16 protein-coding genes are annotated in these 21044 nt (G+C 48.0%); 9 read left to right on the forward strand and 7 right to left on the reverse strand.

Annotated features, from left to right (window positions below; translation table 11 throughout):
* Positions 1-243 precede the first annotated feature (243 nt).
* On the reverse strand, positions 244-5448 hold the full coding sequence (locus tag AC1VYS_RS27695; protein ID WP_482912310.1) for a rhamnogalacturonan lyase family protein: 5205 nt from the start codon (positions 5446-5448) through the stop codon (positions 244-246).
* A gap of 453 nt (positions 5449-5901) precedes the next feature.
* On the opposite strand from AC1VYS_RS27695, the gene AC1VYS_RS27700 reads away from it, so the two are divergent.
* Positions 5902-6525, forward strand: coding sequence for an acetate uptake transporter (locus AC1VYS_RS27700; RefSeq protein WP_090921519.1), 624 nt, complete (start codon positions 5902-5904; stop codon positions 6523-6525).
* Positions 6526-6801: 276 nt separating this feature from the next.
* Positions 6802-7350, forward strand: a complete 549-nt coding sequence (locus AC1VYS_RS27705) for an acyl-CoA thioesterase (RefSeq protein ID WP_482912311.1) — start codon at positions 6802-6804, stop codon at positions 7348-7350.
* A 124-nt stretch (positions 7351-7474) separates the two neighbouring features.
* On the opposite strand, the gene AC1VYS_RS27710 is transcribed toward AC1VYS_RS27705, so the two are convergent.
* Both AC1VYS_RS27710 and AC1VYS_RS27715 read right to left on the reverse strand, forming a co-directional pair.
* Positions 7475-8551: an anthranilate phosphoribosyltransferase gene (locus AC1VYS_RS27710; RefSeq protein ID WP_482912312.1), complete on the reverse strand. Its 1077-nt coding sequence runs from the start codon at positions 8549-8551 to the stop codon at positions 7475-7477.
* 18 nt (positions 8552-8569) lie between these two features.
* Positions 8570-9163: an ANTAR domain-containing response regulator gene (locus AC1VYS_RS27715; protein ID WP_482912313.1), complete on the reverse strand. Its 594-nt coding sequence runs from the start codon at positions 9161-9163 to the stop codon at positions 8570-8572.
* 659 nt (positions 9164-9822) lie between these two features.
* Here AC1VYS_RS27715 and nirB point away from each other — a divergent pair.
* The 4 genes from nirB to cobA are packed head-to-tail and all read left to right on the forward strand — an operon-like array spanning position 9823 to position 14295.
* Positions 9823-12264 carry a nitrite reductase large subunit NirB gene (gene nirB, locus AC1VYS_RS27720; RefSeq protein ID WP_482912314.1) on the forward strand — a complete coding sequence of 814 codons (2442 nt, stop codon included), beginning with the start codon at positions 9823-9825 and terminating at the stop codon, positions 12262-12264.
* A 16-nt stretch (positions 12265-12280) separates the two neighbouring features.
* Entirely contained in the window at positions 12281-12598 is a 318-nt protein-coding gene (nirD, locus tag AC1VYS_RS27725; protein WP_482912315.1) for a nitrite reductase small subunit NirD, read from the forward strand.
* A 48-nt stretch (positions 12599-12646) separates the two neighbouring features.
* Entirely contained in the window at positions 12647-13528 is an 882-nt protein-coding gene (locus AC1VYS_RS27730) for a formate/nitrite transporter family protein (RefSeq protein ID WP_482912316.1), read from the forward strand.
* Entirely contained in the window at positions 13525-14295 is a 771-nt protein-coding gene (gene cobA / locus AC1VYS_RS27735; protein WP_482912317.1) for a uroporphyrinogen-III C-methyltransferase, read from the forward strand. Before AC1VYS_RS27730 ends, cobA begins: the two co-directional genes overlap by 4 nt.
* 111 nt (positions 14296-14406) lie before the next feature.
* On the opposite strand, the gene AC1VYS_RS27740 is transcribed toward cobA, so the two are convergent.
* Complete coding sequence (locus tag AC1VYS_RS27740) at positions 14407-15042, reverse strand: TetR/AcrR family transcriptional regulator (protein ID WP_482912318.1); 636 nt, start codon at positions 15040-15042, stop codon at positions 14407-14409.
* A 199-nt stretch (positions 15043-15241) separates the two neighbouring features.
* Here AC1VYS_RS27740 and AC1VYS_RS27745 point away from each other — a divergent pair, with 199 nt between their 5' ends.
* The gene (locus AC1VYS_RS27745) at positions 15242-16009 is read left to right on the forward strand and encodes an SDR family NAD(P)-dependent oxidoreductase (RefSeq protein WP_482912319.1); all 768 of its coding nucleotides are present in this window, start codon (positions 15242-15244) and stop codon (positions 16007-16009) included.
* A gap of 575 nt (positions 16010-16584) precedes the next feature.
* Here the strand turns inward: AC1VYS_RS27745 and AC1VYS_RS27750 are convergent.
* The 3 genes from AC1VYS_RS27750 to AC1VYS_RS27760 all read right to left on the reverse strand — a co-directional run bounded on the left by AC1VYS_RS27750 (position 16585) and on the right by AC1VYS_RS27760 (position 19187).
* Positions 16585-16839, reverse strand: a complete 255-nt coding sequence (locus tag AC1VYS_RS27750; protein ID WP_145333845.1) for a hypothetical protein — start codon at positions 16837-16839, stop codon at positions 16585-16587.
* Positions 16840-17019: 180 nt separating this feature from the next.
* Positions 17020-18510 carry a sensor histidine kinase gene (locus tag AC1VYS_RS27755; protein WP_482912320.1) on the reverse strand — a complete coding sequence of 497 codons (1491 nt, stop codon included), beginning with the start codon at positions 18508-18510 and terminating at the stop codon, positions 17020-17022.
* Entirely contained in the window at positions 18510-19187 is a 678-nt protein-coding gene (locus AC1VYS_RS27760; protein WP_482912321.1) for a response regulator transcription factor, read from the reverse strand. Before AC1VYS_RS27760 ends, AC1VYS_RS27755 begins: the two co-directional genes overlap by 1 nt.
* Before the next feature lie 344 nt (positions 19188-19531).
* Between AC1VYS_RS27760 and AC1VYS_RS27765 the strand changes: the two genes are divergently transcribed.
* Together AC1VYS_RS27765 and AC1VYS_RS27770 are read left to right on the forward strand one after the other, a co-directional pair.
* The gene (locus tag AC1VYS_RS27765; RefSeq protein WP_253499247.1) at positions 19532-20365 is read left to right on the forward strand and encodes a polyphosphate polymerase domain-containing protein; all 834 of its coding nucleotides are present in this window, start codon (positions 19532-19534) and stop codon (positions 20363-20365) included.
* A complete protein-coding gene (locus AC1VYS_RS27770) occupies positions 20358-21038 on the forward strand; it encodes a DUF4956 domain-containing protein (RefSeq protein ID WP_090921491.1) in 681 nt (226 codons plus the stop codon). Before AC1VYS_RS27765 ends, AC1VYS_RS27770 begins: the two co-directional genes overlap by 8 nt.
* Positions 21039-21044: the final 6 nt, after the last annotated feature.

Genomic DNA, 21044 nt, shown 5'->3' on the forward strand with positions numbered 1-21044 from the left:
GATCCTATGGCTATAGGCAACTCTTATTATGCTCATTCCACTTTAATTTGGATTGTGTCGTAATTGTGTATTTTATAAAAACAAACCAAAAAGCACCCCTCCAATCTCGAACACCTGATTGGTGCACTTCTGAGAATGGAAAGATGCTCTTTGTTACCTCTTATTTCATGTCCAATAAAACGTTCCTGGCTGTTAGGCTGACGGATATTTACACATTAGATATAAGATATTAAATATTAGATGTTATTTTGTGACTTTCACTTGCATCGCTTCACTCACAGTCTTTCCACTTGCATTGATCCATTCCACTACATATTCATAATCACCAACGGCGCGATCCTTGATCTCCATCTTGGCTACCTGCGCATCCGGAGTGGATGCCGTTAGCGGCTGACTGTCAATCTCTATACCGTTCTCGTACAACTTGTATGATGTAGCATTGGTTCCCCACCACATATTCATCGTGATCGTATAATGGCCATCTCCATCCCAATTATCGTGGGACAATTCAGGCTTGGATGGTTCAGCATTATGAACGGTTACCATGAGCGGCTGACATTCCGTCTTACCTTTGGCATTAATCAGCTCACACGTATACACATACGTACCGTTAGCCCGCCCTTGAATAGGAGTCGATGCCTTCTGAGCTGAGGGGGTTGATGCAGATAGCTTCTGCGTATCCAGCAACTCTCCATTCTCATACAGCATATACTCCGCACCATTATTTCCCCACCACATATTCATCGTAATGGTGTATGCTCCATCGCTCAGCCCATTCCCGTGACCGTTATTATCTGATAAGACTGGTGTGCCGGGCGCACCCACCGCTTGATCTCCAGCAACTACATTTAACTCTACCGATACTTCGGTAATCAGTCCTGCACCGTTCACTGCACGTGCAGTGAAGATATGTTTACCTACAAGCCCGGTTAGTACAATCTCGTCATCTAATTGAACCGTCTCGTCGTCCCATTTCAGCTCCAGTCGTGCGATCCCCGATTCAGGGTCTTCCGCCTTCACCTTCACTTGAAGCACATCATCCTCGCTCATCTGCTCCGCTGGCATGCCTGTAATGACTGGAGGTGTGGTGTCTTCCGGCTCTTGCGGGCCGCCCACATAGCGAATATTCGGTGCCTTCGGCTGCTCCATGTCTGCACCGAGATAAAAGCTGGTGTGTGGCGGCTGGTTATAAGCAACATTTTGCCATGCTACACCAAGACGATAGACTGGATCATGCATCAGCGTGCGAAGCCGCACGTCGGTCTCATCGGTCGTTGTATAAATACGTAGCTCGGAGCTGTCTTGGCTGCGCCAAATGACTTCCTCACGCCAGTCGCCAAACAAATCAGCCTGTAAGCTGGGATTGGCTTTGGTTCCATTGTTGGAAGCAGCCCCTGTTGCTGTCAGCAGATTAACCGTAGTCTGATTCTCGTAGTCCCACTTGTCGATTCGAATACCATCCTGCAGTTCACGCAACAGATCGCCATCCCACCAGATGCCAAAGTTGGTGGAGGAAGGAATCTTCGTTGTGATCAATTCTCCCTTGGCACTATACAGCCCGGTAATCGGAATATGCTGTTCATTCGTAATCGTAGCAGCCCATACCTCGGCTCCCGGATAGTTTGGATCGATATCAGCTGCCATACCGCGTCCCGTGTCCATACCTGTGAACACCCCCCACAGCACTTCACCCGTAGCTGCATCGCGCATCTCCATGCCGTATTTCGAACTTTTATCCTCGTGTACCCCGAATACCTCCATCCCTGGACGAGTTGGATCAAGGTCACTCAGATGCATCGCATCTCCATGTCCCAGTCTTGTGTTGTAAAGTGGCTTACCGTCGTCATCAATTGCCATTGCTCCGAATGTAATCTCATCTTTGCCATCACCGTCCACATCACCTACGGACAGATTGTGATTCCCTTGACCTGCATAGGAAGCATAACCCTCATCGTTTGAGTCAAAACGCCATACCTGACTGAGCTTACCATCCTGAAAATTGTAAGAAGCAAGTACCGTTCGCGTGTAATAACCACGGCTAAACATCGCACTCGGATGCTCCCCGTCCAGATAGGCAACAGCCGCAAGGAAGCGGTCTACACGGTTTCCATATCCATCCCCCCATGCAGCAACGTCTCCGCGCGGCGGATCATACTTCACTGTATCCAGTGCCGCCCCGGTTTCTCCATCAAATACCGTCAGAAACTCGTCACCCTGCAGCACATAGCCAGAACTGTTGCGATGGTCTGCACTCGCGTCCCCGATAACCTTCCCTTGTCCGTCAACGGTTCCGTCTGCGGTCTTCATCATAAGTTCAGCCCGGCCATCTCCATCAAAATCATAGACCAGAAACGGTGAGTAATGTGCCCCTGCCCGAATATTGGGCCCCATATTAATCCGCCAGAGACGGGTTCCGTCCAGCTTGTAGGCATCCATATATACGATGCCGGTAATTCCGGCCTGAGAATTATCCTTACCGTTATTCGGCGACCACATGAGCACGATCTCGTACTCGCCATCCCCATCGACATCCCCGACACTGGCATCCCCTGCATAGTAGGAATAAGGCTGCCCGTCTTTGGTATACGCATCGGCAGGTTTCTGCAGCGGCACAGACAGGTATTGCTCCTGCCATACACCGAATTCTTTCGTCGCCGACTTCTCTATTCCATTTTCCACCGTCATAACACGGTATTTAGAACTGTCCGTCCCTTCGGCATCCGTATAGTTCGTACTTCCTGTCAGCGGCTCTGCGTTCAGCTTCACATCATCACGATACAGGTTGAAAGCGATCAAATCCGTATCCAGCCCCAGCATGCGCCAGCCAATGTAGTTACCTTGCCCCGTTTTCACCGCAACCGGTGCACGATCCAAATACTCCATTGCCCGGTTCAGCGTTGTAGCTACCGGAGTTTCAAGCACGCTGGACAACTCGGATACGCCACCTGCGTTCACCGAGGCCACTTTGTAGTAATAAGGGACCGTACTGAGAATGGTAGAATCCTTATACGAAGTCTCCTTGGTACGACCAATCATCTCATAAAGCCCATCCTGGTTCTTGGAACGATAGATTTGGTAAAAACGTGCACCAGTAGCTTCGCTCCATGTGAAGGAAGCATCGTTTTTATTAACCTCTTGTAACGCCAGCCCGGAAGGCACTTCCGCTTTCGTTACATCCGGATCAATCGTAGATACATTCAGCGCATTGGACGCGAGCGATTCCGTTCCCGTCTGATCCACCGCTGTTACCGTGTACACATAATTCATGCCAAGTTCGATCTGATTATCCATATAGGCTGACTCATTGACTGTGGCGAGCAATTCCGGTTTAGTTGCTCCCGCAGACTTTCGATAGACGTTGTACTGCACTTCCCCGGCAGCCGCCTCCCACGACAACACTGCACGGATCGGATCACTGTTCAGATCGAGTTCATCCAGTTGAAGCCCCGATGGAGCCATGAAGGTCGGTGTGATCTCCAAACCGTTCAGATGTGCGGTCTGTCCACTGAACACCAGATTCATCTGGCCATCCTGCACTTGAACATCGTTGATAACCTTCTCAGCTATATTTTGTGCACCCGAAGATACGGTTCCGTAATCCTTGCCCTCGATATTGATATTCGTTCGTGCAGAGCCGATCCAGTCTCCAATGTAGGCCTTAACCGAATAGCTGCCATTCGGTATATCTACCTTAAACTCATAATTGCCACCAAAATAAATGACAAAATCGCGGCGCAGTGCATCCGTGGCATTGCCACGATCCCGATCCGCCATATTCGCCGAAGAGGTCAGCCCGTAGCCGCGCTCCGGCGTGTATAAGGTATTCCGATTCACTTCGTTATATCCTTCCGCGACCGGAGAGCCAACGGGGCCAAAATCGTATCGATATGCAGCCGACTTCGTTGTGAAACTCAACTCGTCCGAAGGCTCCGATTCGCCTCGACCATTCACGGCAGTGACACGCACCGTATAGGTTTCACCTTCGGTAAGGCCGGATAAGGTCATGGTCGGAATCGTTGCTGTTCCGGCAAGCGTATACGCAGATACCGGCTCGGAGGACATCTTGCGATAGATTTTATAGATATCTGCTGCATCATCTGCTATCCATTTCAATACAGCACCGGCATTGCTGATGCTACCGGCTTTCAAACCGCTTGGCTTCACCGGAACCTCGGCAGGCACTTCAGCATCTTTCACGGCATCCGCCAGTGGAATGTCGAGCTCACGTACTGCACCCGCAATCATTCTAGCGATCTGAATGGCACCATACTCTTGAAAATGTGTATTATCGGCAACTCCGTTAGGGAATGCCTGATAAATACCCGGTGCAACATGCAGGAACACCGACAGTGTAGCCTCGGGCCCAATCGAGTCATAATATTCGATGCTGAGTTTGCTCAGATCAATCAGTAGCACATTGTTTTCGGACGCTACTTCTTTGGCTGCCTGAACATATTCAGGGAAGGAAACATTGAATTTGCCCGTACTTGCATTGAAGTCCCTGCGCCCCATCGGGGTTACCAGAATCGGCGTTGCCCCCCGCTGCCGCACACCGTCTATGTAAGTTTTTAGATAAATTTTGTAATCGGCCGGGGAAGCATAGCGGTCAGGCACACTGATGGTCGCATCATTATGTCCAAACTGTACAAACAGATAGTCTCCTGGACGGATTACTCTCAGAATTTCATCCAGCCGCCCTTGGAAGATAAACGATTTGGAGCTGCGTCCACCAATGGAATGATTTTTGATCTCCACGTTATCGTTAAAAAAGGAAGGGAACATCTGCCCCCAGCCCGCTTGCGGCTCCCAATACGGATTGTAGGTCTGCATCGTGGAATCACCTGCCAGATACAGAACAGGTTTGCTTCCCGCATCACGCTCAGCTTGTTTGGTAATAACCAGTGCATTCAAATTCGCAGCAGCACCCGAGAAAATCAGATTCATCTGACCATCCACCAACGCGATATCAAAGTTCATCTCCAGATACTCGCCTGCCGCCTTGTTATTCAGCTGCACCTTGTTCATGCTTTCTACATCGATGGCAATCTCTGTAGCTCCGGCTGCATCCCCGGCAACAAGCGAGACCGTATAATCCCCATTCGGCAGATCTACGTTGAACTGTCCACCCGCGGCAAACGTTGCAAAATCAGACTTGATTGGATCACTCGTTCCACGATCCTGCACCGTCACTTTGGAGACATCCGCAAAACCATACCCCCGTTCCGATGTATATACTGCATCTGCCCCCACACCGGTATATCCGTCCGCTACTGCTCCTGATCCAAAATCATATCGATAAACGGCTGTTCCCCCAGTAGCAGTAGCCGAATCTGATTCGGCCGCACTTACTGCTGTTGTACCAAAGAATGCACCCCATCCCAAACTGGAAATCGTAAATATGGATATAAGCAAAATCAAGCTGAGTCTACGCGTCTGTTTTGCGATCATCAACAACCACCCTTTCGCTTCTTCATCAAATAAGTAAGCGCTTGCAATTTGTCGGTTTTAAAAACCACTATCGCCATCTGTACCTCGCCTCTTCATTGCCCGTTCCTCAATCCCCCTTTCCCGCCGCGATTCATATTGTCACGATGATGTTAACTCTCGAATCACGGACGTGATTTCCACTCGATACTAACGTTAATTCTCTGGAAATAAAATGCAATTATCCGTCTTTTTTCACCACAAACCCGATCTCTTGACAATCTCATTCAACTGACTGTCACACAAGCAACCGTTTTCCGGTGTTTCAGGTAATAAAATCCCTTTCCATAACCGGGGCATTCGGTTACAATAGGTCGATATGTGTGTCCGGGTCCGGCGGATGCCAAATGAAGTTCGAGGATGACCTATACAAGGTTCATCATCCAGATTTGATATTATTGGAGGCTTATCAACACCATGCAAACCGAGTCACAGACTAAAGTCAAAATCATAAACGCCGATCCCAGCGCGATGGGATTATTTGGGCTTGCGATCGTAACCCTGGTTGCTTCTTCCCAAAAGCTAGGCATTACCGATGGACTTAGCTACGCTATTCCATGGGCGATCTTCTTGGGAGCTTTTGCCCAGCTATTCGCCTGTATTCAGGATTCCAAACGCAATAACACTTTTGGTACTACTGCATTTGGTGCTTATGCCTTCTTCTGGTTCGCTATGGGCGCCAACTGGATGATTAAAATGGGCGTGTTCGGCTCTACACTTGCCGAGCAGACCGATGGCAAACAGCTCGGATTCGCTTTTGCCGGATATCTAATCTTTACCTTGTTCATGACGATTGGCGCTGTTGAAGCCAACAAAGTGCTGCTTATCATTTTCATTCTGATCGATTTCCTGTTCCTTGGTCTGACCTTTGACGCTTTCGGCGTAGCACCACACATCTTCCATACGATCGCTGCATACGCTGAGATGGCGATTGGCATTGTGTCCCTGTACGGTACAGGTGCTTCGGTTCTGAATGCTCACTTCGGGTATACTTTCCTGCCGATCGGCAAACCGTCCGGTATTTTCAGACCTAAGGCTTAATATACAGATTGAAGTTCAACCGCCTGCGCGCCGGTCCGCGCCTGGCGGTTTTTTCGTATGATCAAGTCTCGTACCACTACAATTGAATATGATCCTGACCGACACCTATACTATATAAGTTGGACTTGAAGATTTTACACAGCCCACTCCGATGAGAGTGTAAATGAATGGTTCAACTTATATAAATAGAAACCCTTCTGAACAAAGAAGAGCCCACAAGAAATGCTGCCCTTAGAAATAAAAATCACTGCAGCCATACTGTAAGGAGGAAGAAACATGAGAGAGATACCAAAACCTACGGAGATGGATCAAACGGAGAGAAAGTATGTACGTGAAACGCGCTGTTACAAAACAGCAAGGGTGTTTCCGACAGATGTCAACAATCATAACACTTTGTTCGGCGGCAAACTGATGTCCTACATTGATGATATTGCCTCTATCACCGCATCCAAGTTGTGCCGAGTGAATACCGTTACCGCATCAACCGACTCTGTCGATTTTCTGTACCCCATTAATCCAACCGATTCTGTAACACTGGAGTCATTCGCTACGTGGACAGGCCGAAGTTCCATGGAAATTTTCGTGAAGGTTATTCGTGAGGATCTGAAAACGGGGGAGAAAAAAATCGCGGCAACAGCCTTCCTGACCTTTGTGGCCCTGGATGAAAATAACCGCAAACTGATCGTGCCCCGTATTATTCCGGAGACTGAAGAGGAGAAAAAGCTGTACGAGACTGCACCTGACCGCGCAGCCATGCGGAAACAACGGCGGGAAGAGAGCAAAAAGTTCGCTGACTTCCTGACCGTAACGTATCCTTGGGAATAGAAGAGGCGCAGAGCAACAACACGTTCGCAGCTGCGCTAGCATTTTCTTCACCCTGCAAGGAGAGGCTTAATATGCGTATATCAGGAGAGTTAACACGCAGTTTGACGACTTTAAAAGCAGCTTGTTAGCCAGATGATGCCGGATAGATGGATACGGTTCTGCTGTCCGGCAACTCTCCACCCATAGAGACACACCATTGCTGATAGAGACGGAAAGCTGCTCCACTTTCTATATACTGCTTAGACGTGTATATGCCCTGCTCTATGGAAGGGACACGTCCTGCAACATATAGTCGAAAGCCCGCATTTAACAGCACCTGATTTACAAACGTAAGATGACCATCCCCGCGGAGCACACTCTCCGCCACTTCAACCTGTTTCGCCGCTGTCCAGACCATATCCGGCACAGGCATATCCAGATCGTAGATTGAAGGATCTACAAGTTCAAGCTCCATTTCGCCATCCTCCACAGCGTATACACGTGTAGGACGATCAATGTACAGATCCTCCGATCCTTCCATGCCTTGAACAACGTAAGCACGTTGATACTGAAAACGAGTAAGCAGTTTCGCAATTCGATCCAGAAACGTATTGTGGAACACCCCAAAAACAAGATAAGACGAATGATTGTAATCAATCAGTTTCTCGGCTGTATTCAGCACTGTGCGAAAACCAAGTTCCTCCCGTAAAGGACGAAGCCTACGAAGCGGCTCACACCAGTCTTCTGAAGAAACATACATGACACCTGTGTGGCGAGCAGCACTCAGAGCATCCTCCCGGTTCATCTTACGTGTATCTATTCCCGCTTCTCTAAGCACAACTGACAAGGTAACTCCCCACTTAGGTGGCAAAGGCTCACTGCCATGCAGTGTAACCGGCAGTCCGGCTGCAGCCAGCACAAATGCCACAGGATATGTGGCCATAAATGATTTCGTCCGCCCATCGTAAGGGCCCGCACAGTCCAAACTACCCTGAAATATAGAGAAACGCTCCGCACTATTCCGGCATGCATGAACAAAGGCTTCCATTTCGTCGACATTCTCCATCTTCATCCGCTCAGCCATAAGAAATGCAGCCGTCTGGGCAGGAGAAACTTGCTGTTTCAATATATTCTCGGCTACAGTCAGCGCCTCTCCATAATTCAGATCACGCGAACCTCGCTTCCCACGCCCAACCTCTCTGAGGATCTGAGTCATATCCATAGAGCATCCTCCTTCCAATTATGACTGGAGCAGTTGATGCGCTTTTACAATTGCTGTAGCTACATCAACCATCCGTTTGCGTTCATCCATCGCTTTTTTACGTAACAGATCATATGCTTCCGATTCAGAAATTTGCTTCAGATCACACAAAATGGCCTTCGCCATATCAATCCACTTCCGATCCTCCAGTCTGGATTGCAACTGCTTCCGCTCTTGCTCCCACTGTTTGCGTTCCATATAACGTCGCGCAGCAAAGTGTAGTGTCCAGTGAATTTCCGGCCCGGCCATGGACGGTGTAAGAATGCCATCAAACGAGGTCTCTGACTCGCAATCCTCGGCAGAGGATGAAGCTGTATCCGGAGCACACCACCAAAGCAGTGGAGTATCTGATTTCCCCTCTCCCAAGCGATTCACCCAGTGAGCCACTTCCGTAAGAGACAGGTGCAAGATAGAGGCATCTACCTCACGAGCGAGCTTCATCACCTCATCCTCACTGTTCGAGACCTGTACATGATAACCAACCGTCCCCAGCAGCTTCTCCGGTGTCAGAGGGATTGCTTCGGACGTGCCGGCCGGAATGGGTTGTACACGGATGACCAATATGGATCGCATGATGCATCAATCCCCCCTTATTTTAGTAAAGATATGCTTCCTCTATTTTAATACATTAACACATGAAAGTGCCATACATGTTATGTTACCTAACAAAAAAATAAGAAATAAACACATTTTTATGAAATCCTGAAGTATTCGGAGGTTTTGGTGAGGAGGGTCTTCGCAGAGATGTTATTCCTTGTTATTTGTCGACCTAATTTCTCTGGATGAAAATGGGTTAAACAACGAATGATAATTTTCACCATGGCACCTTTCCTACATTATATTATGTTTTTAGTGCAATAAATGAGGCGAATTCCTTATTAATATGATGGATTGCAATCTTCCTCCATTGCCGATTCAACTTTTCTTTAAACTCATGTAAACATAATTAACTTCAAATTTCAAATACTTTTTTATGTTAACTATATTGACATGATCGGTTCATTCTTTTATAGTTAAGCCATAAGAACTCCATAAACGAAGGATCACTCACAGTTACAATGGCGTAGCTGGTTGAAACGGCAATGAAGCCTGTTTTGCAAATTCGGAGCAAAGGGATGCGTATGTGTATACGCAGTCCTCCGAGGCATGACAGGCTTTTTCTATTTTTCAGGATAAGGCGAAGACAGAGCAGCGAACAGAATACAGAAATGGATCTGAGGGGGCTAACCACAATGAGTACAACGAAAAAACTGGTGCTAGTCGGCAATGGTATGGCGGGAATTCGTACAATTGAGCATATTCTGAAACTTGCTCCGCATGCTTACGACATTACCGTCTTTGGCGCAGAGCCGCATCCAAACTACAACCGAATCATGCTGTCTTCTGTTCTGGCAGGCGGAACATCGATTGAAGATATCGTAATTAACGACTGGAGCTGGTATGAGGATAACGGTATCCAGGTCTATCCGGGTGACTCTGTCGTGCAGATTGACACCGTACGTAAGGAAGTTGTATCTCAAAACGGGGTTCACGCCTCCTACGATGAGCTGATTATGGCGACTGGTTCACAAGCATTTATACTGCCTCTTCCAGGTGCGAACAAAGAAGGGGTCATCGGTTTCCGCGACATCAAAGACTGTGAAACGATGATGGATGCCTCAAAAAAATATCGCAAAGCGGCTGTCATCGGTGGTGGACTACTCGGCTTGGAAGCTGCTCGCGGACTATTGAATCTGGGTATGGAAGTGACCGTCATTCATATTAACGGACACTTGATGGATCGAAATCTGGATCTTCCTGCCGGATTAATGCTTCAGCGCGAGCTGGAGGAGCAAGGCATGAAGTTTCTTTTGAACAAACATACGGAAGAGATTACAGGCAAAGGACGGGTTAAGGCGCTTCGTTTCACCGACCAAACGGTGCTTGAGGCAGATCTTGTCGTCATGGCGGTGGGTATTCGTCCACAAATTGAACTGGCTCGAAACAGCGGACTGGACGTGAATCGCGGGGTCATCGTAGATGACTATATGCGTACCAGCATTCCTGGCATCTCGGCTGTAGGAGAATGTGCGGAACATCGCGGTATTGCCTATGGACTCGTTGCTCCGTTATATGAACAAGGTATGGTTCTTGCCAAAAGGCTTGCAGGTGCAGCAACGGATGGATACGCAGGATCGGTCACTTCAACCAAGTTAAAGGTTTCGGGAGTCGATGTATTCTCAGCAGGACAATTCAAAGACTCGCCAGATACACGCAGCATTCGCATCCAGGATGATGTAGACGGTGTGTACAAAAAAATGGTGATCAAAGATGGTCAGCTCATTGGTGCTGTACTGTTCGGCGATACGACCGATGGCGCATCCCTCTTTTCCTTAATTAAAAGCGGTGAGGACATCAGCGGTCGTGAAAAAGAAATTTTGCTCGGCGTGCCTTCTGGCGGTTCCGGTTCCGGTCCTTCTGTAGCCGAGCGCATGGCTGCCATGCCCGATGATGAGATCATCTGTGGCTGTAACGGTGTAACGAAAGCTGCCATCGGTGATGCTGTTCTCAATAAAGGATGTAACACCGTCGGCGCCATCAAGTCCTGCACCAAAGCGTCAGCTTCTTGCGGCGGATGTAAACCAATCGTGGAATCGCTGCTCACGTATTATGCGGGAGACAATGTAGGCGAGCAGACCAAAGAAGGCATCTGCGGCTGTACTTCGTATGACCGGGATGAAATTGTGGCTCAAATCAAGGAAATGGGCCTGAAAACCGTCAAAGAAGTCATGAATGTGCTCGGTTGGGATGAGCCGGAGGGCTGCTCCAAATGTCGTCCTTCCCTCAACTACTACCTTGGCATGATCTGGCCGACAGAATACGAGGATGAGCGGGTATCCAAATTCACGAATGAGCGTTACCACGCCAATATTCAGAAGGACGGTACGTATTCCGTTATTCCACGGATCTATGGGGGTGTAACGTCACCTGCGGAACTGATCAAGATCGCAACCGTTGCAGAGAAGTATGACGTACCGATGGTGAAATTTACGGGTGGACAACGACTCGATCTACTTGGGGTACAGAAGGAGAACCTGCCGAAGATATGGGAAGAACTCGACATGCCTTCCGGCTTCGGTTACGGCAAAGCTTTACGGACAGTAAAAACCTGCGTAGGTAACACGTTCTGCCGCTTCGGTACACAGGATTCCATTGAGATGGGTATTCGTCTGGAGAAGAAACTTGACAAAATGGTCGCTCCAGCAAAAGTAAAATTGGCCGTTTCCGGATGCCCGCGGAACTGTGCTGAAGCCACGATTAAAGATCTAGGTGTTGTCGCTATCGATGGCGCATGGGAGCTTCATGTCGGCGGCAATGGCGGCGTGAAGGTTCGAGCAGCCGAGCTGTTATGTACGGTAAAAACAGATGCTGAAGTCGAAGAGTGGACTTACGCTTACCTGCAATACTATAGAGAGAACGCAAGATGGAATGAGAGAACAGCGGCGTGGATTGAACGAGTGGGTCTAGATCATGTGAAGGAAGCTCTTGCAGATCGAGATGTACGTCTTGCACTGGTTGAACGTCTGGAAGTGACACTCGGTCACACGGTAGATCCTTGGAAAGAGATTATCGAAGATGAGAAATTGCGCAAAAACTTCACCCCACTGTCCGGTGCGGAACCGGTAGCTCACTAGAAGAGGAGGATCAGCGATGAGTAAATTCCGAATTGGGCATATGGCCGATATTGATGAAAAAGGGGCTCGTACCTTTCTGGTCGAGGATACCGAAATTGCCGTTTTCAAACTGAGCGACGGGAGCCTGCATGCCGTAGAGAATCGCTGCCCTCACAAGGGCGGCAAGCTATCGGAGGGCATGGTCTGCGGCACAGCCGTTCACTGCCCGCTGCATGACTGGAAGATTGACTTACGAAGCGGCAAGGTACATGAACCGGACGATGGTTGCTTGAACACGTACCAAACAGAAGTGGACGGAGATAGCGGAGATATCTATATTACGATTGCAGGTTAACAAAATGGTTGGCGTGACAAGGCAATACTGAAGAAGGAGGGGTGCACGATGGATTTTGTTAAACCCGCAGAAGTATTACAAGCCATGGTTGACGTTGGTGAACATAAAACCAAAATGAACCGGGTACAGATGTTGATTCGCGGCTTTCTGGCTGGGGCCATCCTTGCCTTTGCCACTACACTGGCGTATACTGCCGTGTCTCAAACTTCGCTTGGTTTGGCGGGCGCACTCATCTTCCCGGCAGGATTCGCCATCATTATTCTGCTCGGTCTCGAACTGGTGACAGGTAACTTTGCCCTGATTCCACTCGCAGTGATGAAACGCAGGGTCAGACTTATCGATATGTTTCGTAACTACTTGTGGGTAATTATCGGTCACCTGATCGGATGTGCATTTTACGCACTATTATACGGCCTGACGATAACCAAAATGGGCACAGATATGAGTAACCCACTCGTTCAAACACTGATTCAAACCAGCGAAACGAAAACATTGGGATATCGGCATCTGGGCGGGGCAGGGATTGTGCTTGTCATCATTAAAGCCATTCTATGTAACTGGATGGTTACGCTCGGAGCTGTGATGGCGATGACCTCTACATCTACACTGGGGAAAATCGTGGCGATGTGGCTGCCCATTACGATCTTTTTTGCCCAAGGTTTTGAACACGCCGTTGTGAATATGTTTGTGATCCCGGCTGGCATGATGCTCGGTGCTCATGTCACGATTAAAGACTGGTTGCTGTGGAATCAGATTCCGGTGCTGGCAGGCAACCTCTTGGGCGGCGCTGTATTTACAGGTTTCGGTTTGTATTTTGCACATCACTGGGGAAGCACTCCGCAGCTTTCATCTACACTCGCTACCATTCGGGGTGGTCGCTCCGGATTGATGAGTTCGGATGCTGCGCCAAAACTGGGGACACGGTCATGAGCCGGGGGATGGTAAGTATCATCGGTGCTGGCCCTGGCGATCCCGAACTGATTACAGTCAAAGCCCTGAAACGGATTCAGTCTGCTGATGTTATTATGTATGATCGACTTGTCACAGATGAATTACTTGCCGAGGCGCGGGATAGTGCTCTCCGCATTTACTGTGGCAAAGCTCCAGGTCTTCACTCCATGAGCCAGGAGATGATTGGACGCATGCTCGCATCACATGCGGCAGAAGGCAAACAAGTCGTTCGCCTCAAAGGCGGTGACCCGTTCGTCTTCGGCCGCGGCGGTGAAGAAGCGCTGGTGCTGGCAGAGTCAGGTATTCCGTATGAGATCATCCCGGGTATCACTTCAGCTGTGGGCACCTCTGCTTCTTCGCTCATTCCACTAACCCATCGCGGGGTCGCTTCTTCTTTTGCCTGCGTAACGGGAACCGGCAGTGATGGAAGTGTATCCTCTGTTCGCTGGGACCTGCTTGCGCATAGCGTAGATACACTGGTGATTTACATGGGGATAAGCCAGTTATCACAGATACAGCAAGAGTTGCTTCGTCATGGCAAAGCCGGGCATACACCAGCCGCACTAATCGAACGTGGAACAACAAGTGAAGAACGAATTGTTACGGGCACACTTGCAGAACTGCAGACATTAGCTAACATGCATCACATCAGTAATCCAGCTTTAATTATGGTTGGAGAGTCCGTGCTCATCCGTGAGCAACTGCTCCAGATGCAGCGCGCTGCATCTGCTTCAATGACGGGTTAATCTTGAGTTGCACGTCGACTAAACCATCTCTATTCCAGGAGATTTAATGCGAATACGATCAAACAAAAAGAATTCTCCTGGGACAGACCCGATTCACAGCACGAGTATCCTCTAGTCTAACAGCATACGCTCATTCATCGTCCGGCCCTTCTGCCCAGGTTCAATTAGCAGACGGGTCGGTTTGATGTTGATCAGAGCTGTCAGCTGTTCCCCCATATAATGAGCAGAATATTTGAACCCCTCTTCCGCCCAATGCATAACAACCCCCACGGTTGCGGATACGAGATAACTTAACATGATATCGTAATTAATAACCTGCTCACTGTCCTCCGTTACCAAAATGAAGTCTTCCAGAAGGTAATTTCGGAACACATTGTTGATCCTGAGCGCCATATCCCCATGCATTGTCATGAGCGCCTTGAATTGATCCTGATGATTTTCAATATATTCAAACACAGGCATCGTTGACGGTAACAGTCCGGTCATATCTACTTCTGTAAGGTTAGCATACGGCGAGGCGTAAGCCTGTCCTAATCCTTGCAGGAAGTCATCCAGAAGGAATTGCAATAGCTCCGGTTTGCCGGGAAAATGCAAATAAAAGGTTCCCCGATTATAATCCGCCCGTTCCGTTATATCCCGGATGGTCAGGACGTCAGCTCCCTTTTCCAATATTAAAGACACTGCCGCAGCGATAATCGCATCCTGCGTTCTTCGTGCTCTGCGATCCTGAGGGTGTTCGATAATCAACACTTTCGCCTCCTCTGTCCATTATTGTAACCTAAATGAACAACGCTTACATCTATGTTCAATAGCTGACATTTGCGCTGTCAATGATTATTGTCACATGTTTATGTATATCTTAACATTAAGACAGGAACTACAACGACAGGTTTTAAGCTTTTGGAGCTTACCTGCCCATTATATATGATAAGGAGACGATTCAATCATGAGTACATCCTATACACAAACCGCTGTCATTACAGGTGCTGCCGGAGGTATTGGTAAAGAGCTTGCACGTCGCCTCGCTGAACGTGAGATCAATCTGGTATTGGTTGATTTGAACGAAGAAGCCATTGCCAAAACGATTGCTGAATTAAACCTTGATCAAGAGCATGTCATTGCAGTTAAAGCCAATGTATCCGATGAAGCGGATGTTAAAAATTATGTGCAAAAAGCACTGGATGCTTTTGGACGCATTGATTATTTTGCCAATAATGCCGGTATTGAAGGGCCAACGGGTCTAATTGAAGACCTGAGTGTTGAAGCTCTTGATATGGTATACAACGTAAATATTCGCGGGGTATTCCTTGGTCTTCAAAACGTCATTCCTGTAATGAAAAAACAAAAATCCGGTGCGATCCTGAATACTTCTTCCCTCGCAGGTCTGATGGGTGCTCCGGCGGTATCTCCATATATTATGTCCAAACATGCCGTTGTTGGTCTCACACGTACGGCCGCTAACGAGCTGGCACCGTTCAACATTCGGGTAAACGCTGTATTGCCAGGCACCATCAACACACGTATGATGCGTCAGATCGAAGCTAACTCCGGCAACGTGGAAGATTACCAATCTGCTACGGTATCCGCTATCCCAATGGGACGTTACGGCGAACCGGAAGAAGTCGCAGCTGTGATGAACTTCCTGTTGTCCGAAGATGCATCTTATGTTACCGCATCCCTCTACACTGTAGACGGCGGTATGATGGGACAATAATAGGTAATTGCAGTTGTAACACCAACATTATTGGCACATGGACGGGCTTATAGTAGAACCTACGGGCGTGTACTCTATGCGATTTCCTCAGGCGAGATGCCGTGTAGCGTGTAGCGAAATTTTACTGACATCCGGCCAAGTTGCAAGAGTTTTTACTTCCACATCGCTTATTTGATGCTAAAAGACCTCGACACCACCAACAAGGGAATTCCCTTTATGTGAAGTTGAGGTCTTTTTTTCGTGTGCACTAGCTGCACAGTTCATCCGGCGCTAATCCACTACGCTAACGATCACCACGAACCTTATTTCGGCCATTTCGGCACATTTCCTAATCTAACGATCACCAGGAACCTTATTTCAGTAAAAACGACCTATTTTCATCAAAAATGACCCTCTACTCCGAAAATAACGTCTCTCCTGATCGTTAGATTTAAAAACACTCAAAAAACACCTAAATAGCGTCGCTGGTGATCGTTAGAATTTTGGTGCAAGGTTAAAGACCTATTATTTCTAGCTCCAACTCCATCGTTCGTTCCTTAATCCAAAACGTTCGTTCCCTAACCCCGATGATTTACCTAATCCACGTATCCCGCGTGACCTTTATCCATCAAATAATCCATCTCTGCATCCAAAATACTTTCAACGGTTAGCTCGTCGAGCTTCACATCTTTGCGGCTTAGAATGTAGTCAGACAGATCGTCTCCGTCAATATCAACGTCTTTACCTTTGGCATTCTCATGTGCCTTATTGATGTAAGCCTGCTCATGTTTCAATACCAGCTCAATATTTGCCTTACTGGCCTTTGTTTTGTCCGCGATATATTGCATCATTTCCTGCTCATTAATTGTGTTGTTGTCTGCCACGTATTGTTCATCTCCTTGGTTATCCTTCTTGCTGTCATTGTAGCATAGGTTATCCCATTACGGGCAGATCTTATGCCCAGCCTTTTGCGGCTCCCTTTAGGGCAGACAAGGTGCTCATTATTGCCAGTCGCCACTTTAGCACCAGCCCTACGACAACCGCACATAAAATGTAGCCCCCTCGCTCACTACACTTTTGGTGTAAATCTCTCCCTTATGTTGCTCTACAATAGACTTGGCAATTGCCAGACCGAGGCCATGTCCTCCGTGTTTACGCGCTCTTGATGCATCCGTGCGATAGAAGCGGTCAAAGATTCGATCCAGATGCTCTGGCGCGATCCCCTCACCCGTATTGGAGATGGTCAGCATCACATCATGGTTCTGCTTCTGGAGCGTAACGTTCACGGTTCCTTTTGGCCCGGAATATTTCACGGCGTTATCGAGCAAGATCAGAACCACCTGTTTGATCTGCTCCGGGTTTCCATGAACCATCAGATCAGGATCAATGCTGTAATCCAGGGAGATATTTTTTTCAAAAATCACAGCTTCCATCGGTAAAATAATACTTTCCACCGCTTCACTCATATTAAACCCGGTATGGATGAGGTTGGAACGTGAGTCCTCCATCTGAGTCAGATACAGCAGATCATTCGTTAGTCCAGACATCCGCTCGGTTTCCGATTTGATATAGTGAAGCCATTTGGCCTGACTTTCGATGGTCTCCTCCTGATTCGCCAGCAAGACATCCGTGTTCGTATTAATGATTGCCAGAGGTGTCTTCAACTCATGGGAGGCATCGGCGATAAACTGCTTCTGTTTCTCAAACGCTTCACGCACAGGTGCAATGGAACGGTTAGCAAAATAACGGCTTAGGAAGTAAATGACGATCAACATGATCAGCCCTACCACTGTAAAGGTGTAAATCAAATTGGTCAGGATGCCCTGCTGCGCGGTCACATCCATGAACACAATCATATGCCCTTCGCCGCTTGGATCAACCACATAGGCCCAATCCGTGCCATCCAGTGCAAATTGTCCAGTCCACCGATTACTGTTACCTTGACCCGTTTTCTCGCGATCTACTTTTTGAAGAGCTTGTGTGTATAAAGAGTCCTCCATATCAAACCCCGAATGTGTATCGGTAATGTTCCACTCGTTATCGGTCTGGATCATAAAAGAAACAGACCGGGCCGGAGGTGCACTGAGATCTCCACCCGGCCCTCGATACCCACCGAAGTTCCCACCGCTCATACCGTTGTTGCCCCCGCCCCTACTCGGAGATGAGGGGGAATTTGCCGATCCTGAATTCGCTCCTTCGTCAGCATCGGAGCCAAAGCTAGAACCTGAACTAGAACTTGAATTAGAATCTGTATCGGTTTTTACTCCCGACCCCGAGTTTGTTCCCGATCCTGTCCCTGTCCCCACTCCCGCTCCCCCGCTTTGCCCTTCACCTCGTGACTGCTGAACACCCAAACTAAAAGGGCTATGGTAGAAATCGGACACCTTGTACAGCTCCATATTCGTTTCGCGCTGCACATTCTGGTACGTAATCGTGTAGATCGTTACAAAGGCCACCAGCATCATAATCGAAATCGATACCAGATTGACAATCAGGAACCGATTGCGGAGTTTCTTGAACATCAGCTTGTCACCTCAAGTACATACCCCACGCCCCGAATCGTATTAATGCGAACAGCCGAATTCAGGAAGGTTAATTTTTTGCGTAAAAAAGAGATATAAACCTCCACGTTGTTATATTCCACATCCGAGTCGAATCCCCATAACTTCTCAATGATCTGCTCTTTGGAGGTGATTGCTTGTTTACGATTTATCAGCAGTTCCAGCAACTCGTTCTCCTTTAGATTTAATTTGATCTCCTTGCCCTGCGCACTCAGCTTCAACTGCGTAGTATTCAGCTCGATATCACCAAACTTTACCCCATCCTCAGGGATCACTTCCCCTTTACGTCTCAAGGCTGCCCGAATCCGGGCAAGCAGTTCTTCCGTGGCAAAAGGCTTCGCAATATAATCATCGGCACCGTAATCGAGGCCGGATACTTTGTCCGACAGTTCTCCTTTGGCTGTGAGCAGAATAACCGGCGTATGGTTCCCTTCGCTGCGCAGCGTTTGAAGTACCGTTATGCCGTCTATTTCCGGCATCATAATGTCCAGCAGTAACAGGTCGTAGATGCCGCTCTGCGCATAATCCAGTCCTGACCTGCCGTCGTGGACCATGTCCACGGAGTAGTTGTTTTTTTTCAAAATCTGCGAAACGGCCTCTGCCAAATGAACCTCATCTTCCGCTATCAAAATTCTCATGATCTATTCATCCTCTGCTCAGGTTATTCTCCGTGGTGCAACTTCACTTCAATTTCCCATATCTTGCAGCCGTTTTCGCTTCTGCATTGTCACGTTCGTTCTTTGCACATTGTAACGTTGGATCGGGATGTTCTTATTCTATCAAGTAAACCTTGAATCAACCTTAATAATTGGAACACCGACACGGTATAGATGAAGGAAAAGAAATGTTAACGCAATGTAAAACGATTTAAGATTCATTCAAGGTTGCTTCGCTAAGATACAGACATGACAGCAACACACAACAAACCAAACATAATCAAAACATACACCAACTTATCCATACCCGAAAGGACTGAACCATCATGGCGATTGAAGTATTCAACCGATATGAGAGCAAGTACCTGCTGACCGATGAGCAATACCAGCACTTTTACAATGATCTGCTCCACTACATGGAACTGGATGCCTACAACAAAAAACATGAGTTTTACTCCATCAGTAATCTGTACTTCGATACACCGCAGGATTCACTGATTCGAGCGAGTTTGTCCAAACCGAAATACAAGGAAAAGCTGCGTTTGCGAGCTTATGGTATACCCGAAGAGAATGCGAAAGTATATCTGGAGATCAAAAAGAAAGTGTTCGGCCTCGTCAACAAACGCAGAACTGCGCTGAAGCTGGATGAAGCTTACGATTTTGTCCGCTCGGGACAAGCGCCAGAGCTGGCCGACTACATGAACCCGCAGGTGCTGGAAGAGATCAAATATTTTCTCCGGCTCTACGAACTTGAACCTAAAGTTTATCTGGCCTACGAACGCAAGGCGTTGTTCGATAAGAACAGCCGCGATCTTCGCATTACCTTTGATACCAACATCCGCAGCCGTAGATATGATCTGAAGCTGGAACAGGGAGACTACGGTGAACCGCTCGTGAAAGACGGGCGCTGGCTGATGGAAGTCAAAGCCGAGAAAACCGTTCCGATGTGGCTGTCCCAATTACTTTCGGAGCACAGGTTGTACCGGACCGGATTTTCCAAATACGGCAATGAATACAGACATCTGGTGAGAACCACCAATCTGAATTATCAGAACGAACGAGAACTTATCCCGGGTACTGATTTTAATCCTAACGATGCGGCCCCGGTTACTTCACAAGAGAAATTAATTAGAGAAAGAGAGCGTGTACTCTATGCTTGATGCCCTTTTCAGTTCCGCCCTAGACGATTCAACCTTGAGTTTCAGCAGTGCTGTCATCACGATTGGACTTGCCATTCTCCTGGGGCTTATCATCAGCCTTACCTATATGAAAACCAATCAGGCCACTTATTCACAGAGTTTTACGCTGACTATGGTTGTGCTTCCCGTGATCGTTGCCATCATCATTCTGCTGATCGGTAGCAATATCGCCCGGGCCTTCAGCTTGGCAGGAGCCTTCTCCATCATTCGTTTCCGCAGTGCTCCTGGTGATCCGAAAGACATTGCTTACGTTTTGTTCACGATGGCATCCGGTCTAGCTTGTGGTGTAGGGGCTTTTGGTTACGCTGTTCTGTTCACCGTTATCCTGTGCGTGCTGATGTTTGTACTGAACCGATTTAACTTTGGCGGGAAAAAGAGTCAACAGAAGACGCTCAAGGTTACCATTCCCGAGAATTTGAGTTATGAAGAAGCTCTGAACGAAGTATTCCATACCTTTAATATCCCATTTGATCTGAAAAAAATCAGAACGACCGAACTCGGTAGCCTGTACGAACTGGTCTATAACGTCACGATTCACGAGAGCGTGAATCAGAAGCAATTCCTCGATGCCATCCGTACACGGAACGGCAATCTGGATATCTCGTTAACGATGAGTCCAACGACAGAATATTAAAATTTG

It is taken from the genome of Paenibacillus sp. G34, from assembly GCF_056856875.1.

What these genes read in the sequence shown, in the direction of transcription:
- AC1VYS_RS27695 (WP_482912310.1), bottom strand. Translation starts at nt 5,448, where the DNA reads ATGATCGCAAAACAGACGCGTAGACTCAGCTTGATTTTGCTTATATCC.
- AC1VYS_RS27700 (WP_090921519.1), top strand. Translation starts at nt 5,902, where the DNA reads ATGCAAACCGAGTCACAGACTAAAGTCAAAATCATAAACGCCGATCCC.
- AC1VYS_RS27705 (WP_482912311.1), top strand. Translation starts at nt 6,802, where the DNA reads ATGAGAGAGATACCAAAACCTACGGAGATGGATCAAACGGAGAGAAAG.
- AC1VYS_RS27710 (WP_482912312.1), bottom strand. Translation starts at nt 8,551, where the DNA reads ATGGATATGACTCAGATCCTCAGAGAGGTTGGGCGTGGGAAGCGAGGT.
- AC1VYS_RS27715 (WP_482912313.1), bottom strand. Translation starts at nt 9,163, where the DNA reads ATGCGATCCATATTGGTCATCCGTGTACAACCCATTCCGGCCGGCACG.
- nirB (WP_482912314.1), top strand. Translation starts at nt 9,823, where the DNA reads ATGAGTACAACGAAAAAACTGGTGCTAGTCGGCAATGGTATGGCGGGA.
- nirD (WP_482912315.1), top strand. Translation starts at nt 12,281, where the DNA reads ATGAGTAAATTCCGAATTGGGCATATGGCCGATATTGATGAAAAAGGG.
- AC1VYS_RS27730 (WP_482912316.1), top strand. Translation starts at nt 12,647, where the DNA reads ATGGATTTTGTTAAACCCGCAGAAGTATTACAAGCCATGGTTGACGTT.
- cobA (WP_482912317.1), top strand. Translation starts at nt 13,525, where the DNA reads ATGAGCCGGGGGATGGTAAGTATCATCGGTGCTGGCCCTGGCGATCCC.
- AC1VYS_RS27745 (WP_482912319.1), top strand. Translation starts at nt 15,242, where the DNA reads ATGAGTACATCCTATACACAAACCGCTGTCATTACAGGTGCTGCCGGA.
- AC1VYS_RS27750 (WP_145333845.1), bottom strand. Translation starts at nt 16,839, where the DNA reads ATGATGCAATATATCGCGGACAAAACAAAGGCCAGTAAGGCAAATATT.
- AC1VYS_RS27755 (WP_482912320.1), bottom strand. Translation starts at nt 18,510, where the DNA reads ATGTTCAAGAAACTCCGCAATCGGTTCCTGATTGTCAATCTGGTATCG.
- AC1VYS_RS27760 (WP_482912321.1), bottom strand. Translation starts at nt 19,187, where the DNA reads ATGAGAATTTTGATAGCGGAAGATGAGGTTCATTTGGCAGAGGCCGTT.
- AC1VYS_RS27765 (WP_253499247.1), top strand. Translation starts at nt 19,532, where the DNA reads ATGGCGATTGAAGTATTCAACCGATATGAGAGCAAGTACCTGCTGACC.
- AC1VYS_RS27770 (WP_090921491.1), top strand. Translation starts at nt 20,358, where the DNA reads ATGCTTGATGCCCTTTTCAGTTCCGCCCTAGACGATTCAACCTTGAGT.